12 protein-coding genes and 1 other RNA gene are annotated in these 17,625 nt (G+C 71.4%); 3 read left to right on the forward strand and 10 right to left on the reverse strand.

Annotated elements, in window-relative coordinates:
- Positions 1–10: 10 nt before the first annotated feature.
- The 4 genes from ACYBYQ_RS15350 to ACYBYQ_RS15365 all read right to left on the reverse strand — a co-directional run bounded on the left by ACYBYQ_RS15350 (position 11) and on the right by ACYBYQ_RS15365 (position 3,939).
- On the reverse strand, positions 11–805 hold the full coding sequence (locus ACYBYQ_RS15350; RefSeq protein WP_459615143.1) for an ABC transporter permease: 795 nt from the start codon (positions 803–805) through the stop codon (positions 11–13).
- A gap of 3 nt (positions 806–808) precedes the next feature.
- Entirely contained in the window at positions 809–1,618 is an 810-nt protein-coding gene (locus ACYBYQ_RS15355) for an ABC transporter ATP-binding protein (RefSeq protein ID WP_459615144.1), read from the reverse strand.
- Positions 1,611–2,651 carry an ABC transporter substrate-binding protein gene (locus ACYBYQ_RS15360; RefSeq protein WP_459615145.1) on the reverse strand — a complete coding sequence of 347 codons (1,041 nt, stop codon included), beginning with the start codon at positions 2,649–2,651 and terminating at the stop codon, positions 1,611–1,613. Before ACYBYQ_RS15360 ends, ACYBYQ_RS15355 begins: the two co-directional genes overlap by 8 nt.
- 178 nt (positions 2,652–2,829) lie before the next feature.
- Positions 2,830–3,939, reverse strand: a complete 1,110-nt coding sequence (locus ACYBYQ_RS15365) for a LacI family DNA-binding transcriptional regulator (RefSeq protein ID WP_459615146.1) — start codon at positions 3,937–3,939, stop codon at positions 2,830–2,832.
- A 150-nt stretch (positions 3,940–4,089) separates the two neighbouring features.
- Between ACYBYQ_RS15365 and ACYBYQ_RS15370 the strand changes: the two genes are divergently transcribed.
- The 3 genes from ACYBYQ_RS15370 to araD are packed head-to-tail and all read left to right on the forward strand — an operon-like array spanning position 4,090 to position 7,675.
- Positions 4,090–5,079 carry a Bug family tripartite tricarboxylate transporter substrate binding protein gene (locus ACYBYQ_RS15370; protein WP_459615148.1) on the forward strand — a complete coding sequence of 330 codons (990 nt, stop codon included), beginning with the start codon at positions 4,090–4,092 and terminating at the stop codon, positions 5,077–5,079.
- Between the two features lie 6 nt (positions 5,080–5,085).
- Complete coding sequence (locus ACYBYQ_RS15375; protein WP_459615149.1) at positions 5,086–5,901, forward strand: aldolase/citrate lyase family protein; 816 nt, start codon at positions 5,086–5,088, stop codon at positions 5,899–5,901.
- A 4-nt stretch (positions 5,902–5,905) separates the two neighbouring features.
- Positions 5,906–7,675, forward strand: coding sequence for an L-arabinonate dehydratase (araD, locus tag ACYBYQ_RS15380; protein ID WP_459615151.1), 1,770 nt, complete (start codon positions 5,906–5,908; stop codon positions 7,673–7,675).
- Between the two features lie 18 nt (positions 7,676–7,693).
- Here the strand turns inward: araD and recR are convergent, their stop codons facing one another.
- From recR to ACYBYQ_RS15410, 6 genes are all read right to left on the reverse strand, one after another.
- On the reverse strand, positions 7,694–8,302 hold the full coding sequence (gene recR / locus ACYBYQ_RS15385) for a recombination mediator RecR (protein ID WP_459615153.1): 609 nt from the start codon (positions 8,300–8,302) through the stop codon (positions 7,694–7,696).
- Positions 8,303–8,330: 28 nt separating this feature from the next.
- Positions 8,331–8,657 (reverse strand): YbaB/EbfC family nucleoid-associated protein, encoded by a 327-nt coding sequence (locus tag ACYBYQ_RS15390; protein ID WP_459615154.1) that lies wholly within the window; start codon positions 8,655–8,657, stop codon positions 8,331–8,333.
- A gap of 38 nt (positions 8,658–8,695) precedes the next feature.
- Entirely contained in the window at positions 8,696–10,792 is a 2,097-nt protein-coding gene (locus ACYBYQ_RS15395) for a DNA polymerase III subunit gamma/tau (protein WP_459615156.1), read from the reverse strand.
- 147 nt (positions 10,793–10,939) lie between these two features.
- An RNA gene (gene ffs / locus ACYBYQ_RS15400) (signal recognition particle sRNA small type) lies at positions 10,940–11,037 on the reverse strand.
- A gap of 396 nt (positions 11,038–11,433) precedes the next feature.
- Positions 11,434–14,892, reverse strand: coding sequence for a UvrD-helicase domain-containing protein (locus ACYBYQ_RS15405; RefSeq protein WP_459615158.1), 3,459 nt, complete (start codon positions 14,890–14,892; stop codon positions 11,434–11,436).
- The gene (locus tag ACYBYQ_RS15410; protein ID WP_459615160.1) at positions 14,889–17,561 is read right to left on the reverse strand and encodes a PD-(D/E)XK nuclease family protein; all 2,673 of its coding nucleotides are present in this window, start codon (positions 17,559–17,561) and stop codon (positions 14,889–14,891) included. The genes ACYBYQ_RS15405 and ACYBYQ_RS15410 overlap by 4 nt, the downstream gene beginning before the upstream one ends.
- Between the last annotated feature and the right edge of the window lie 64 nt (positions 17,562–17,625).

A 17,625-nucleotide genomic window follows, 5' to 3' on the forward strand; every position in this document is an offset into this window, starting at 1 on the left:
GCTCCGGGGCTCAGAGCTTCTCGGTTTCCCCCGACCTGGGCTGCCACTTCATCAGCCGCTTCTCGCCCAGGCCCACGATGTAGTCGAGCACCAGGGCAAAGGCGGTAAGCACCACGATGCCCGCGAACACGGTGTTGACGTCGAAGGTGCCCTCGGCCTGCAGGATCAGGTAGCCCACCCCGCTTGCCGAGCCCAGGTATTCGCCCACCACCGCGCCCACGAAGGCCAGGCCCACCGACGTGTGCAGGCTGGAGAACACCCAGCTGGTGGCCGAGGGCAGGTACACATGGCGCAGCAGCTGGCGGCGCTGGGCGCCCAGCATGCGGGCATTGTCCAGCAGCGTGGGGCTGACCTCGCGCACGCCCTGGTACACGTTGAAGAACACGATGAAGAAGACCAGCGTGACGGCCAGCGCCACCTTGGACCAGATGCCCAGGCCGAACCACATGCCGAAGATCGGCGCCAGGATGACCCGCGGCATGGAATTGGCCGCCTTGATGTAGGGATCCAGCACCGCGCTGGCGGCCGACGACAGGCCCAGCCACAGCCCGAATCCCATGCCGGCCACGGTGCCGATGAAGAAGGCCAGCACCGTCTCGGACAGCGTGACCCACAGGTGGGCATAGATGTCGGCGTTGGTGACGAACCACGCCCAGATGCGGCCCCAGACTTCCAGCGGCTCGCCGAAGAAGAAGGCCACCTTGGGATCGCGCGAGGCCAGGTGCCAGACGGCCAGGATGATCACCAGCAGCCCGAGCTGCCATGCACGCAGGGACAGGGAACCCGGTTTGAAGGACTTCGACATGATTCAGGCCCGCTTCTGTTGGGCATAACCCTTGAGGACTTCCTCGCGCAGCACGGCCCAGATGGCGGCGTGCAGCTCGACGAAGCGAGGATGGACGCGAACTTCGGCCACGTCGCGCGGCCGGGGGAGATCGATGGCGAATTCGCCGATGGGGTGCGTGCCGGGCCCGGCCGACAGCACCACCACGCGGTCGCTCATGGCGATGGCCTCGTCCAGGTCGTGCGTGATGAACAGCACCGCCTTGCGCTTGGCCATCCAGAGGTCCAGCACCTCGTTCTCCATGAGCTGCCGCGTCTGGATGTCGAGCGCGGAAAACGGCTCGTCCATCAGGATCACGTCGGGATCGCGGATCAGCGTCTGGGCCAGCATGACGCGCTTGCGCATGCCGCCCGACATCTGGTGCGGATAGCGGTCTTCGAAGCCGCCCAGGCCCACCCGGCGCATCCATGCGCGGCCGCGTTCCAGGGCCTCGGCGCGCGGCACGCCGGCGAAATCCAGGCCGGCCGTGACGTTGTCGAGGGCGCTGCGCCAGGGCAGCAGCGCTTCGCCCTGGAACATGTAGCCTGCGCGGGCGTTGATGCCGGACAGGGGCTGGCCGAACACCCGCACCTGCCCCGAGGACGGGGCCAGCAGGCCCGCGCCCACGTTGAGCAGCGTGGACTTGCCGCAGCCGGTGGGGCCGACCACGGAGACGAACTCGCCCGGCGCGACCGCCAGCGAGGTGTCCTGCACCGCCGTGTAGCGCTTGCCCCCGCCATCGCGCGACACGAACGTGCAGGTGATGTTTTCCAGCGAAAGTGCAGCGTCAGCCATTGGGGTACTTCTCGTTCGCGCGCTTGGCGTATTCGTTGGTCCAGACCTTGGCCGGGTCGATCTTGCCCGCGTCGAAATCGGGCACGAAGGCGGCCAGGGCCTTGAGCGCGGTGTCCGCGCCGTCTTCCGGGATGATGCCGTCGGGCGACAGGCCTTCCATGCTCTTCTTGATGGCGGTGATGTAGACCTCGGGCTCGCCCAGCAGGTAGTTCTTGGGCACCACCTTGGCGATTTCCTCGGCGCCGGCCTGCTGGATCCACTTGTCGGCGCGCACGATGGCATTGGCAAGCGCCTGGGCCGTGTTCGGGTTGGCCGACACGAACTCCTCGGGCGCATACAGGCAGCCGGCCGGCATGTTGCCGCCGAAGATGTCCTGGGTGTCCTTGAGCGTGCGGGTGTCGACGATGATGCGCGTGTCGCCGGCCATCTCCAGCATGGAAACCACCGGATCGGTGTTGGAGATGGCGTCGATCTGCCCGCTGCGCAACGCAGTGACGGCGCCCGCGCCCGCCCCCACGCCGATGATGGACACGTCGCTGGCCTTCAGGCCGTGCTTGGCCAGGAAGAAGCTGACCACCATGTTGGTGGACGAGCCCGGCGCCGTGACGCCGATCTTCTTGCCCTTGAGGTCGGCCGCGCCCTTGTAATCGGGCATGTTCTTGCGCGACACGCCCACGCCTATCATGGGCGCGCGGCCCTGCAGGGCGAAGGCGCGGTAGGCCTGGCCCTTGGCCTGCAGGCTGAGCGTATGCTCGAAGGCGCCCGACACGACGTCGGCGCTGCCGCCCACCACGGCCTGCAGGGCCTTGGAACCCCCGGCGAAGTCGGCGATGCTGACTTCCAGGCCTTCGTCCTTGAAGTAGCCGCGCACCTCGGCGATGGTGAGCGGCAGGTAGTAGATCAGGGCCTTGCCGCCCACGGCGATCTGGACCTTGCTCTTTTCCAGCTTCTGGGCGCGCACGATGGCGGGCGCCAGGCTCAAGGCGCCGGCGGCGCCGGCCAGCTTGAGCAGTTCACGGCGAGTGACTGACATGGTTGTTGTCTCCTTGTGGCCGCCCGGGGCGGCAGGGCGAGGGCGAGTGTGCCCCGCGTTCTTTCGAGCCGGGCCGCGAGCCTGCTGCTGCACCGCGGCCGGATTACGCCGGTCTGCGCCGGCTTTGCGATCGCCGCATGATACCCCAGGCTCCCGTCGGCTTCTTCCGGATGTTCCCCTACGGGCGCGGCGCCAGCACGCTGCTGTCCCGCACCACCAGCGTGCACGGCACTTCCTCGCAATGCAGGTAGTCTGCAGCGTCGTCCCCGCGCAGCAGGCGCAGCACCGCTTCCGCGGCGGCACGCCCGATCTCGTAGGGCTGCGGACGCACCGAGGTCAAGGCCGGAGACACGATGGCTGCCAGCGGCGCGTCGCCGAACCCCGCCACGGCGCAGTCGCGCGGAATGGCAACCCGATAGGCCGGCGCCCGCAGGATGGCGGCGATCGCCATGTTGTCGCTGGCGAAGGCGATGGCGTCGGGCCGTTCGGTCGCTGCCAGGGCGGCATAGCGCGCCAGGATCTCCTCGCCGGCGGCAAGGTCGTCGGCCGCGGCGGCCGTGACCACCTCCGCCTTCAGCCGCGCCCCCCGCATGGCGGCGCGGTAGCCCTCGGCCCGGCGGCGCGCGCGCACGTCGCCCGTGGCGCCGCTCAGCGCGAACCAGATGCGGCGGGCGCCCTGCCCGATGAAATGGCGCGCCTGCATCCTGCCGACGTCCTGGTGCCGGAACCCCACCTGGTGGAACGGCCGGCCCTCGACCATGTCCCATGCCTCGACGATGGGAATGCGCGCCGCGCGCAGCTGCGCTTCCAGCTGCGGCGTGTGGTCGCCGCGCGTGAGGATCAGGGCGCTGGGGTGCCACCCCAGGAAGGCCTGCACGGCGCGCTCCTCGGCCTCCTGCCGGTAGTCGCTGCTGGCCAGCAGCAGCTGCAGCGAGGCCTGCTCCAGCACATGGCCCATGCCCTGCACCACCGATGCGAACGTGGGGCTGCCCACGGCCTGCATGATCGCCCCCACCACTCCGCCGCGTGACGAGGCCAGGCGTTTGGCGACCTGGCTGGGCACGTAGCCCGTGGCCTCGACGGCCGCGCGCAACCGTTCGCGCAGCGCCTCGGAGACCTGTTCCGGCGTGTTGAAGTAGCGCGAAACCGTGACCACCGACACGCCGGCGAGCGCGGCGATGTCGCGATTGGTGTAGGCCAGCAATTTGGGCCGCGGACCGCGACGGCGGACTGCGCCGCCCTCTGCGGGCAGGGCGGGAGCATCCGGCTTCGGGTTGGAACGAGGCATGGAGCGCAGGTATCCCGTGGGCGCGATTGACAATTTTTCCGGGCCGATCATACACTGCCCCCAAACAATGAAACCGGTTTCATCGGTGCGGAGATGACGCGATCCACCGCCTGCCGCGCCGCCCACCGCCCGCCCCTATGAGGAGACACCATGCACTTACCGAGGCGTATCGCAGCAGCCTTCGCCCTGCCGCTGGCAGCGGCCCTGATCATCCCCGCCGGGGCGCACGCGGCCGGGGGCTATCCGGCCCAGCCGGTGACCATCGTGGTGCCCCAGCCCGCCGGCGGCGCGGCGGACCAGTTCGCCCGCCCCTTCAGCCAGCAATTGAGCAAGGTGCTGGGCCAGCCAGTCGTCGTGCTGAACCGGCCGGGCGCCAACGGCAACATCGCCGCGTCCAACGTGGCCCGCATGCAGCCTGCGGACGGCTATACGGTGTTCTACGGCTCCATCAGCACCCTGGCCGTGAACCCCCATCTCTACCAGGATGCCGGCTTCGATCCCTTCAAGGACTTCCAGCCGGTCACCCTCACCAACCAGACCCCCAATGTGCTGGTGGTCGGCGCGCAGACGCCGTACCGGTCGGTGGCCGACGTGGTGGCCGCCGCCAAAAAGGCGCCCGGAGAGCTGGTGTTCGGCTCGGCGGGCAACGGCAACACCATGCACCTGGCTGGCGTGCAGTTCCAGGCGCGCAGCGGCACCGAACTGCTGCACGTGCCATACAAGGGCGGCCCGCCCGCGCTCAACGACGTGCTGGCCGGACAGATTCCCATGATGTTCCACAACCTGTCGGCCGTGGTGCCCTACCACAACAGCGGCAAGGTCCGCGTGCTGGCCGTTGCCGCGAAACAGCGCTCGCCCCTGCTGCCCGACGTGCCCACGATGGCCGAGGCCGGCGTGCCGGGCGTGGAATCCGTGGCCTGGAGCGGCATGCTGGTGCGCACCGGCACGCCGCCCGAGATCGTGGCGCGGCTCAACCAGGCCATGACGCAGGTGCTGCGCGACCCGGCCTTCCGCCAGCCGCTGGAGGGCCAGGGCTTCGAAGTGCTGGCTTCCACGCCCGACGAGTTCGCCGCGCGCATCAGGCAGGACTACGACGCAATGGGCGTCGTCATCAAGACCGGCAACGTCAAACTGGACTGATACCCCATGCCCCAGACCAATATCTTCAAGCAGGCGCTGCGCGCCGGCACGCCGCAGATCGGCCTGTGGTCGACCCTGAGCTCACCCTTCGTGACCGAGCTCATCGCCGGCGCCGGCTTCGACTGGATCATGCTGGACACGGAACACGCGCCGAGCGACGTGACGACGCTGTGGCGCCAGCTGCAGGCCGTGGGCTGCGATCCGCAGCACCAGCCGTCCGCGGTGGTGCGGCCGGCCTGGAACGACGCCGTCATGATCAAGCGCTACCTGGACCTGGGCGCGCAGACCCTGCTGATCCCCTTCGTGCAGAATGCCGACGAGGCGCGCGCGGCCGTGGCGGCGATGCGCTATCCGCCGCATGGCGTGCGCGGCATGGGCGGCGCCACGCGCGCCTCGCGCTACGGCCGCGACACGGCCTATGCGCAGCAGGCCGAAGAACAGCTCTGCCTGCTGGTGCAGGCGGAGACCGAAGAAGCGCTGGCGCGCATCGAGGAGATCGCGGCGGTGGACGGCGTGGACGGCATCTTCGTCGGGCCCGGCGATCTTTCCGCCAGCATGGGCCTGCATGGGCAAGTCACGCATCCGCGGGTGAACGCCGCGGTGGACGACGCCATTGCGCGCATCCGCGCCTGCGGCAAGGCGCCCGGCATCCTGATGGCCGACGAAGCGCGCGCCCGCGCCTGCCTGGACCAGGGAGCGCTGTTCGTGGCCGTGGCCACGGACCTCGTGCTGCTGCGGCAAAGCGCCGATGCCGCCGCGGCGCGCTATCGCACGCCGGCGGCAGGCCATGCCCCCGCCGTTTCCGACTCGACCCGCTATTGATCCCATGACGTCTCCCAAGCAAAACCGGCCGCGCGTTGCGCTGGCGGCGCTGCGCAGCCAGCGCTGGTTCGCCAGCGACGACATCCGCGGTTTCGCCCACCGCCAGCGCATGCACCAGCAAGGCGTGGCGCGCGACGCCTTCATGGGCCGGCCGGTGATCGGCATCCTCAACACCTGGAGCGAGCTCTCGCCCTGTCATGCGCACCTGCGCGAGCGCGCCGAGGCCGTCAAGCGGGGCATCCTGCAGGCAGGCGGCTATCCGTTCGAACTGCCCGCCATGAGCCTGGGCGAGGTCATGGTCAAGCCCACCACCATGATCTACCGCAATTTCCTCGCTATGGAGGCGGAGGAGCTGCTGCGCAGCCTCCCGCTGGACGGCGTGGTGCTCATGGGCGGCTGCGACAAGACCACCCCCGGCCTGCTGATGGGCGCCTTCTCGATGGACCTGCCCTGCCTGTTCCTGCCGGCGGGCCCCATGATGAACGACCGCTACCGCGGCCAGGTGGTGGGCGCCGGCACGCACACGAAGAAATTCTGGGCCGAGTACGCCATCGGCAATATCGGCGCCGAAGAATGGATAGGGCTGGAGGGCCGCATGGCCCGCACCCCCGGCACGTGCAACACCATGGGCACGGCCAGCACCATGACGGCCATCGTGGAGACCATGGGGCTGTCGCTGCCGGGCGCGGCATCGATCCCGGCCATGGACGCCGCCCACAGCCGCATGGCCTGGGCCTGCGGCCGGCGCATCGTCGACATGGTGTGGGAAGACCTGAAGCCGTCGGCCTTCATCACCAAGGCCTCCTTCATGAACGCCGTCGTGGCCTACATGGCGCTGGGCGGCTCGACCAACGCGGCCGTCCACCTGCCCGCCATGGCGGGGCGCATCGGCGTGCCGCTGACGCTGGACGAACTGGATGCCGTGGCGCGGCGCGTGCCGGTGATCGTGGACCTGCTGCCCTCGGGCCGCGGCCTCATGGAGGACTTCCACTACGCGGGCGGGATGCCCGCGGTGCTGAACAAGGTGGCCCGCCACCTGGACCTCGGGGCGATGACGGCCACCGGCCATACCCTGGGCGAGAACATCGCCGGCTGGGAATGCCACGACGCCGCGGTGATCCGCGACCTGGATGCGCCCCTGGTGACGCCGCCCGCCGATTGCCCGGAAGCAGGGCTGGCGCTGGCCGTGCTGCGCGGCAACCTGTGCCCCGACGGCGCGGTCATCAAGCCTTCCGCGGCGACGCCGGCGCTGCTGCGCCACAGCGGCCCTGCCCTGGTGTTCGACACGCACGCCGACCTGCTGGCCGCGGTGGACGACCCGGACCTGGACGTCGACGAACACACGGTGCTGGTGCTGCGCAATGCCGGCCCAGTGGGCGGGCCCGGCATGCCCGAGTGGGGCAACCTGCCCATTCCCAAGAAACTCCTGCGCCGGGGCGTGCGCGACATGCTGCGTATTTCCGATGCCCGCATGAGCGGCACGCACTACGGCACCTGCGTGCTGCACGTGGCGCCCGAGGCGGCGGTGGGCGGCCCGCTGGCGCTGCTGCGCACCGGCGACCGCGTCACCCTGGACATCGGCGCGCGCCGGCTCGACATGGAGGTCGGCGCAGAAGAGCTGGCGCGGCGCCGGGCAGCGTGGCGCCCGCCGGCCCAGCCCTACACGCGCGGCTACACCCGGATCTACCAGCGGGAAGTGCAGCAGGCCGATACCGGCTGCGATTTCGCCGCGTTGTGCGGCAACGCGCCCACGCCCGAGCCGCCGATCTACTGACGCAGCGGCCCGCGCCGCTCAGGCCGAGCGGCGCTCCATCAGCGCCCAGGCGATGGTGCCGGCATCGACGTATTCGAGTTCGCTGCCTGCGGGCACGCCGCGCGCCAGGCGCGAGACCTTCAGCCCGCGGCCGGCCAGCGCCTCGCTGAGGAAATGGGCGGTGGTCTCGCCTTCGGCGGTGAAGTTGGTGGCGAGGATGACTTCCTGCACCACGCCGTCGCCGGCCCGTTCGAGCAGCCGCTGGAAATCGAGCTCGCGCGGGCCCACCCCCTCGAGCGGCGCCACGCGGCCCATGAGCACGTAATACAGGCCGCGGTAGCCGTGGCTGGACTCGATCATGTTCTGGTCGGCAGGCGTCTCGACCACGCAGAGCAGCGCGGGATCGCGCCGCGGATTGGCACAGGTGGCGCAGATCTCGGCTTCGGTGAAGCCATTGCAGCGCGCGCAGTGGCGCAGGTTCTGCACGGCGCCGGCCAGGGCGCGGCCCAGGATCTCGGCGCCCTGCAGGTCATGCTGCAGCAGGTGGTAGGCCATGCGGCGGGCCGAGCGCACGCCCACGCCGGGCAGCCGGCGCAGCGCCTCGATCAGCGAGACCAGGGGCTCGGGTTCCGGAAGCTGGGAATCCATGAGAACTGCCGAAGGCTGCCGGGGAATGTCAGAACGGCAGCTTCATGCCCGGAGGCAGCGGCATGCCCGCCGTGACCGCGGCCATCTTTTCCTGGGCGGTGGATTCGGCCTTGCGCAGCGCGTCGTTGAAGGCGGCGGCAACCAGGTCCTCGACCATGTCCTTGTCGTCGGACAGCAGGCTGGGATCGATCTCCACGCGCTTGACGTCGTGGCGGCAGGTCATGGTGACCTTGACCAGGCCGCCGCCGGAGGCGCCCTCGACCACGATCTCGGCCAGCGACTCCTGGGCCTTCTTCATGTTTTCCTGCATCTGCTGCGCCTGGCGCATGAGCCCGGCCAGTTGGTTCTTCATCATGATGGGTGTTTCCTCGAAGAAAAAGACATGCCGCCGCGTCAGGCGGCGGACTGCGACTCGACGTGGCGCACCGAGCCGGGCAGCACGCGCCCGCCGAAATCGGTGACCAGCGCCTGCACGAAGGGATCGCTTGCCACCGCGTCTTCGGCAGCCTGCTGGCGGGCGGCCCGCTCGATCTGGGCCACGGCATGCGCCGTGCCGTCGCCCGTGGCGCCGACTTCGATCTCCAGCCTCAGGCCCTGGCCGAAATGTTCGCACAGCACGGTCTGCAGGCGCACCCGGCTCTCGCTTTCGGCCAGCGTCTTGACCGCGACGCGCAGCACGACCGCGTCGCCCTGCACGCCGGCCCATTCGCTCTGGCGGGCCAGCTCGGCGGCCAGGCCGGTGACCGGCAGGCGCGCCGCCAGCTCGGGCCAACCGGCGGCAGACATGTCGGACAGCCGCATCCGTGCCGTGCGCGTACGCGGACGCGCCGGCTGCGCCATGGGACGGACCGGCGCCGGACGCTCGACTTCGGCGCCGGCCAGCGTTTCGAATTCCTCGTCGGGATCGGCGAGGTAGCTTGCCTCCGGCACCCCGGCGGCATCGGCGTCATCGGGTATGGCCTCGTCCACCCACGCCGGCGGGCCGTCGTCGTCCGCGGACACAGGCGGTTCGGCAGGGGCGGACGCGCCCGGCTGCGCGGCGGCTTCGGTGGCTTCGGTGACTTGGGCTGCTTCGGTGGCAGCCGGAGGTTCCGCTGTCTCGGGGGGCAGGTCTTCCCAGGGCGGGACGGAGGCCGGTGCAGCAGGGGCAGGCGCTTCGGCTGCGGGCTGTGCTGCCGGCGCGGGCGCTGGCGCCTGCACGGCCGGCGGCGGCGCGACCGGTGCGGATGCAGATGCGGGTGCGGATGCGGATGCCCGGGCCGGTACCGGAGCGGGCGGCCTGGCGGCAGGCTGGGCCGCGGCCGCGGCGGGTTGCGCCGATGCGGCCGTGGCCTGGGGAACGGCTTCGGGTGCGGGCACGGCTTCGGCCGGCGCAGGCGACGCCTGCAGCGCAGTGGCCGGGCCGGCGTCGCCGTTCAGCGCCAGCATGCGCAGGCAGGCCATCACGAAGCCGGCGTATTCGTCGGGCGAGAGCGAGAGCTCGCCGCGGCTGTGCACCGCCACGGAATAGAACAGCTGCACCGCGTCGGGATGCAGCACCGACCCCAGCCGCTGCAGGTCGGCGGTGAGCGGGTCCTCGGCCGGCAGGGCGCCCGGCACGCGCTGGGCGATGGCCACGCGCGACAGCATGACGGCCAGGTCGGCCAGCGCCCCGGAATACGACAGGCCGCGGGTGGCGAGCTCGTCGGCCACGGCGAGCACGCCACCCGCGTCGCCGCCCGCGAGCGCCTCGAGCAGCCGCACGAGATGGCGCTGGTCTATGGTGCCCAGCATGCCGCGCACGGCTTCATCGGTGAGGTTGCCGGCGCTGTAGGCGATGGCCTGGTCGGTGAGCGACAAGGCGTCGCGCATCGAGCCGCCGGCAGCCTGGGCGATGAGCCGCAGGGCCGGCAGCTCGAAGCCGATGGACTCCTCGCCGAGCACCGCCTGCAGGTGGCCCACGATGGCGTCGGGCGGCATCTGCTTCAGATTGAACTGCAGGCAGCGCGACAGCACCGTGACCGGGATCTTCTGCGGATCGGTGGTGGCCAGGATGAACTTGACGTGCGGCGGCGGTTCCTCGAGCGTCTTGAGCATGGCATTGAACGCATGCCCGGTGAGCATGTGCACTTCGTCGATCATGTAGACCTTGAAGCGCCCTGCCCCGGGGGCATACACCGCCTGCTCGAGCAGCTGGGTCATTTCATCGACGCCGCGGTTCGAGGCGGCATCGAGCTCGAGGTAGTCGACGAAGCGGCCCGCGTCGATCTCGGTACAGGCGCGGCACTGGCCGCAAGGCCGCGACGTGATGCCCGTCTCGCAATTGAGGGACTTGGCCAGGATGCGCGAGAGCGTGGTCTTGCCCACGCCGCGCGTGCCCGTGAACAGCCAGGCATGGTGCAGGCGCTGGGTATCCAGGGCGTGGGTCAGGGCGCGCACCACGTGATCCTGCCCCACCAGGGTATCGAAGGATCGGGGACGCCACTTGCGGGCCAGTACCAGATAAGTCATGGGCGGATTGTAGAGCCAGTTGCGCGCAGCGTCGTGTGCACGACGGCAGCCCATGGCGGGCCGACAAAGCGAAAGGGGCGCCGCGCCGGCACGCCGCGCTGGAATATGCGCATGACGCTGCCGACACGGCGCCCCTAGGGGAAGCCGGGAGGCGAGCCTTACTCCGGCACTGGCTCTGAACGACTATGGCTGCTTCGTTCCCGACCTGACCAGGTTCGCCGTCGAACCATGCGAAGGGGCCCGCCAACTGCAATTCTAGCAGAACGGCCCCTTCGGGCCGTTCGCGACGAATTGCAGTTGGCGGGCCCCCTTGGGGCTGCATGGACGCCCCCCCTCCCCAGCCCTCCCCCTTGGGGAGGGAGGGCGTTGGAGGTGGGGGTTCTTATCGCGGGCGTTGCTTGATGGAGAGGTCTGTTTATCGACACGCGCCTGCATGGGAATGGAGCAGAACGGCCCCTCCGGGCCGTTCGCGACGAATTCCGGTTGGCGGGCCCTCTTGGGGCTGCATGAACGCCCCCCTCGCCGGCCCTCGCCCCTGGGGAGGGAGGGCGTTGGAGGTGGGGGTTCTTATCGCGGGTGTTGCTTGATGGAGAGGTCTGTTTATCGACACGCGCCTGCATGGGAAGTTGGAGGTGGGGGTGCTACAGATCTATCCACGCCTGCGCGCGGGGGAAATACAGGGCGGCGCGGGCGGGGCGGCCGTCCAGGGCCTGGACCTGGCGGCAATAGCGCTCGAGCTGGTCGCCATGGCGGCGGCGCATGCGGTCGGCGAAGGCGTCGGCGGACTCGCCGGGATGCGGGCGGCCGGTCTTGTAGTCGACGATGAGCCAGCCGTCCTCGGTGCTGAGCGCCAGGTCGATCACCGATACCCGGCCCGCCGCGTCGATCAGCGGCCATTCGCGGCGCGCGCCCGACTGTCCCAGCAGCCACAGGCCGCGTTCATGTTCCAGCGTGGCAAGCAGGGTGTCGAGGACGGCCTGGGCCGCCGCTTCGGATTGGGCTGCCGGCACGCCGGCGCGGGTGAGCTGCTTGCGCAGCAATGGCAGCCGCCGCCGCAGCGTCCCGGCGGGCCAGGCCTGGGGGCCGTCCTGCCCGATGCGCGCCAGCCAGGCGTGCGCCAGCGTGCCGATGGCGGCATCGTAGGCTTCGTCGAGCTGCCAGGCGGGATGGTCGGCGCCCTGGCCCCACTGCCGGCTGCCCGGCAGCGGAACGGCGAATCCGGGATTGCCCGCTACGCGGGGCCGGGCCGCCAGCTCGGCGAGCGCCGCGTCGGCCACGCGGCGCAGTGGTTCGCCGCGCGCGTACGTTTCGCGTTCGGGCGGCCGCAGGGGCATGCCGTCGGCGGGCGGCTGCTTTTCATGCGCGGGCAGCGCGTCCCAGAGCCGCGCCAGCAGGCTGCCGGACGCCGGCGCCCTGGCGGCGCCGGTCTGCGGGTCCAGGGCCACGTTGGCGACCAGGTGCAGGCGGTGGCGCGCGCGCGTGGCCGCGACGTACAGCAGCCGGTCGGTCTCGAACGCGGCGCGCCGCTTCTCGCGCTGGGCGAGGTAGTGGGAGATGGGGTCGGCCTGCCGTTCGGCGCGCGGCTTGACCGGACCGAACAGCACGCGCTCGCCGCTCTGCTCGAAGCTGACGAGCGGCGCGCGATCGCCGCGGGGCGAACGATGCAGGCCGTAGAGGATCACGGTGTCGAACTGCAGGCCCTTGGACTTGTGCATCGTCATGACCTCCACGACCCCGCCGTCCTCCTCGTCCGCCGCCGGTGCGGCATACAGGCGTGCCAGCGCGGCGTCCAGCCGGGCGGGATCGAGGCCGCCGTGCGGCGCCAGCCGTTCGAGCAGCAGGAAAAGGCTCTCGGCGTCTTCGGCGGCGCCGGCATCGGCGTAGAGAGCCGGGCCCCCCAGCCGGCGCCACAGGGTTTCGATCCAGGCGGCATACGGCAGCGCGCCCGCCGAGTTGGCGTCGTCGAGCAGCACCGCGGCAACGTGCCGCAACCGCTGCAGCTCGGCCGGATCCAGCAGCTGCGCGGCGCGGCAGCCCGCCGAGGCCGGCGGCGCGTCCCAGAGATCCAGCGTCTGGCCAGGCGGCGCAGCCGGCGCCGCCTGCCGCGGCTCGCGCAGCGCCTCGGCCAGCAAGGCCGGCACCGGCGCAGTCAGGTCGTGCCCGAACAGGGCGTGCAGCGTGTTCAGGGTGAGCCCGCACCACGGCGCGCGCAGCACCGACAGCCAGGCCAGCCGGTCTGCCGGATGGGCCAGGGCGCGCACCAGCTGGACCAGGTCGGAGACCACCGGCCGCTGCGCCAGAGGCACCAGGTCCACCGCCCGGCACGGAATTCCTTCCTGCGCCAGGCGCTTGACGAGCCGGCCCAGGTGGCCGCGCGCGCGCACCAGTATGGCCACCGGATGGCGGCTGGCGGGATCGCGCTGCGCGAGGGCCTGGCGCACCAGGTCCACGGCGATGCGCTCGGCCGTCTCGTCGGCCGCGCCCACGCCCTCGCCTTCGGGCGCGAAAGCGCCATGGAAGCGCACGGCCGGCCCGTCCAGGCCGGGATTGAAGGCGATGGAGTCCGAGTACTTGATCGCGCCCGCCGCGGCATCGTCCGCTTCGGGCAGCAGGCTGCGGAACGTGGCGTTGACCCACTCGACCACGCCGGCCTGCGACCGGAAGTTGTCGGTGAGCGCCAGGAACCCCGGGGCGATCTCGCCTATGCCGCGCTGCGCCACCTGCAGGAACAGCCCGACCTCCGCCTTGCGGAAACGGTAGATGGACTGCATGGGATCGCCCACCAGGAACAGCGTGCGCCCATCGTCCGGCTGCCACCCGGAAGTAAGCGTGGCCAGCAGCTGGATCTGGGCGAGACTGGTGTCCTGGAACTCGTCGATGAGCAGGTGGCGTATCGAGGCGTCGAGCTTGAGCAGCAGTTCGCCGGGATCGTCGGCGCTGCCCAGCGCGGCGGCGGCACGCTGCGATATCTCGATGAAATCGACTTCGCCGGTTTCGGCGAACCGCAGCTGCAGCTGGGCCACGGCAAGCTTCAGCGTCATGAGCTGCGCACCCAGCACGCGCCACTGCGCGTCGCTGAATTCGGCCGGCGGCGCCGATCTCAAGGCATGCAGCATACCGATCCAGCGTGCGGACTCGTCGGCGGCGTCGAGCCATTGCGTGAAGGGCTCCTTGTGCGCGCACCTGGCCGGGAAGCCCAGGTTCTTGTTCACGCCCCGGCTGCTGCGCAGCCTGCCTTCGCCGGTGAGCAGCAGGTGCGCCAGCGCCTGCCACTGCGGCAGGTGTTCGGCACGGGCCAGCAGCGGCGCATCCCAGTCGCGCAGCGCGGCCAGCTTGTGTGCGGTGCCGGCTTCGTCCAGCACGGACGCTGCCAGGCGCGCGGGCCCGCACAGCGCCTCCTGCCAGCCGTACGGCATGGCCTGCATGCAGGCGTCGAGGTCTTCGGCGATGGCTTCGGCCAGCGCGTCCTGCAGGGCCTCGCGGTTGCTGCCATGGCGCAGCAGCGGCAGCCATTGGTCGCGCTGGCCCAGCATGGCGGCGATCGCTTCGCGGGCAGCTTGCGTGTCCACGTCGAGGTGGGCGAGCAGGATGCGCACGTCCTCGAAATCGTCGGCGAGCTCGAGCGTGGCGCGCGCCGCCGCGTCGTAGTGGGCGCCGGCGTCGTCCGTGATGGCAGGCATGCCGCCCAGCTCGGACAGCCAGGGCATGCTGCGCACCAGCCCGGCGCAGAACGAGTCGATGGTACGGATCGCCAGGCGGGCCGGGTGCTGCAGCAGGTTCCAGCCGCGTTCGTCGTTGCGCGCCAGCGCGGCGCGCGCCAGGTCCCAGCTGCGCCGGCCGTGCTCGCTCGCGGGAGGCGGGCCTGCCGCGTCGCGCAGCTTGCCCAGCACGCGCGCATGCATCTCCGATGCCGCCTTGCGCGTGAAGGTGATGGCGACGATCTCCTCGGGGCGGTCGACCGTGGCCAGGAGGGCCAGGATGCGGTCGGTGAGCAGTTCGGTCTTGCCCGACCCGGCCGGGGCCTGCACCAGGAAGGAGTGCCGGGGATCCAGTGCGCGGGCGCGCGCCGCGTGATCGGAGGGCTGGCGTGCGCCGCTCATTCGTCGTCCTCCGCATCCAGGTGCAGGCGCAGGAAAGGCATCGCGTCGCAATACTTGAGATCGTCGGGACGCACGGCCAGGTTGGCGGCGTAGCCCGAGGCATACTCGTCGGCCAGGCCTTCTATGGCGCTGCGCCAGCGCGCCAGGATCTCGTTCCAGGCCAGGCCGTCGAACGCCCTGCTGTCGTGCACGGCCGATACGCCTTCCAGGCCCAGGTCGGCGTCGGCCAGGCCCTGCGCTCCCACCTGCCGCGCATGCACTTGCGCCAGCACCAGCCCCGCCACCTCGTCGCCGGCCGATTCGCCCGCCAGCACCGCGGCGTAGAACGGCAGCTGCAGATTGACCGGCCGCTCGCGCGACCAGTCGGCTTCCGGACTGGCCGGCGCCATGCCGGTCTTGTAGTCGACGATCACCGCGCGTCCGTCGGCAAGGCGGTCCTTGCGATCCAGCCGCACTTTCAGGACCAGCGCGCCGCGCGACCATTGCCGGTCGGCCTCGACCTCCTCCACGGCGAACGGCAGGCGCCGCGCCTCCAGGTCGAACCACCCGGCCAGCACATCGCGCGCCCGCTGGCACTCGAGTTCGCGCAGCGCCGCGGGGTAGCCGGACAGCCGCTCGTCGGCCGCCTGCGCCACCGCCTGCGCAGCGATCTCCTCGAGACCGCCCTCGGCCATGACTTCGTGCAGGCGCTCCTGGTCGGGCAGCATGCGCCACACCAGCTCCAGGGCGCGATGCAGGAACTCCCCGCGCACCCGCATGGCCGCCGCCTCGGCATAATCGGCCAGCGCGCGGCCGCCCAGGCGATGCCGCACGAAGGCCCACAAGGGATTGCGCGCCTGGGTGTCGAGCACGTCCAGGCCGCCCGTGGCGCCGGCCACGGCTGCCTGGCCCTGCGCCGCGGGCAGCGGCGGGCCGCGGTCGTCCTGCAGCACCTGCTGGGGCAGGGGCGCGGCACGGACCGGCGCAGGCGGACGCCAGGCGGTTTCCTGCAGCGCGTCGATCAGCGGCGACCCGCGCAGCTCGCGTTCGCCATCCATGCGCGCGTGGCTCACGACGACCTCCGGCGCGCAGGCGCACAGCGCCGCGTAGAGCGTCTCGGCCCATAGCCGCTCGCGTTCGGGCGTGGCGCGCGGAGCGCCTGCCGCCCGCAACACGGCCAGCGGCAGCAAGGGATTGGGCTTGGGCGAGGCCGGCAGCACGTCGTCGGTGAGGCCCAGCATCCAGATGCCGTCCCAGGCCCCGCCCTCCGCTTCCAGCAGGCCGAGCACATCCAGCCTGGCCAGCGGATCGCGCTGCGGCTGGAAGGTGCTGGCCTCGGCCGCGCGCGCCAGCAGTCGCACCGCGGCAGGCCCGTCGAGCAGTCCGGCCGCGGGCGCCAGGGCGCCGTAGCGCCCGAGCAGCTCGCCGAAGGCGCCGACCACCTGGTAGGAGACGCTGTCGAGCGGCCGCTCGCCGGGGAAGCCCAGGGCGGCCAGGGCCGCGCGCATCACCGGCATCCAGCCGTCCGCACCGGCGCGGCGGGATGCCCCGCGCCATGCCTGCGCCGCGGCGCGCCATGCGTCGGCCAGCGGCGTGCCGCCCAGATGGTGCAGCCAGCGATCCGCATCCAGCTGCACCACCGCCTGGCGGCGCCACCGGGCATCGAGCGCCGCGTAATGATGACCCTGCGCGGCATCGCCGGCACAATGCCCCGCCAGCAGGGCAGCGCCAAGGGCGGACACGTCCACGGCGCCGGCATGCTCCATCTGCGCCAGCGCCCGCAGCCAAGCCAGCGCCGCCCGCACGGCAGGCCATTCCGACAGCGGCCGGCCCACCGCCACGTTGAAGGCATGGCCGCCTGGAGCCAGGGCGCGGCCGACGACGCGGCGCGCGAAGGGCGATTCGTCTTCGAGCTGGGCCGACACGATGGCGTAGCGCCCGGCCGGGTCCTGGGCCAGGCGCTCGGCGGCCCAGGCCGCGGCGGCGCGCCATTCCGCGCCGTGGTCCTGGGCGCTGTAGCGGCCGGGGCGGGCCGGCGTGCGCGCGGCGTCCGCCAGCCAGGCAAGTTGCGCGCCCGCCCCGGCGAATGCATCGAGCAGGGCGGCAAAGCGCGGCGACACGTCGGCAAAACCGGCCAGCACCACGTGCGGCGGCGCAGCCAGGTCGCCCGCCTGCAACGAGGCCAGCACGCGTTCGTAGACCTGGTTGGCGTCTTCGGCATCGATTTCCTGCAGGCGCTGGCGATAGCGCATCCGCCAGCGGGCGAAGCTGCGGTATTCGTCGGTGTCTGCCCCGGCCGGCACACGCAGGCGCCATTCGTCCATCAGGAAATCCGCGTCGGCGGCCAGGCGGGCCGCCTGCGCCACGTCCAGCAGCACCCGTCCGGCTTCTTCCTGCTCGATGGCATCGACCCACACCATCTGGGCGGCGAAGGCATCGAGCCGGTAGGCCGGCAGCTCGGCCTCCGGCAGGAAGGCCAGTTCGTCTGCCGCCTCGCCCAGCCAGGCCGACAGCGGCAACACGCGCGGCAGTTCGCTGACCTGGCGTTCGCGGCGCAGCTGGCCCGCCAGCTCCAGCACCAGGCGGCGCGCCAGGCGGTTGTTCACCGTCAGCACCAGGGTGCCGTCGGCGGGCAGCGCGGCGAGTTCGTACGGCGCCAGCTCGCGGCGCCCGGAGGCTTCATACGACATGGACGTCGGACCTGGACGGCAGCGCCGCAGCGCCTGCGGCGCCGGGCAGTAAACGGAAAGACCG

The sequence above is a fragment of the Bordetella sp. 2513F2 genome, from assembly GCF_054642735.1.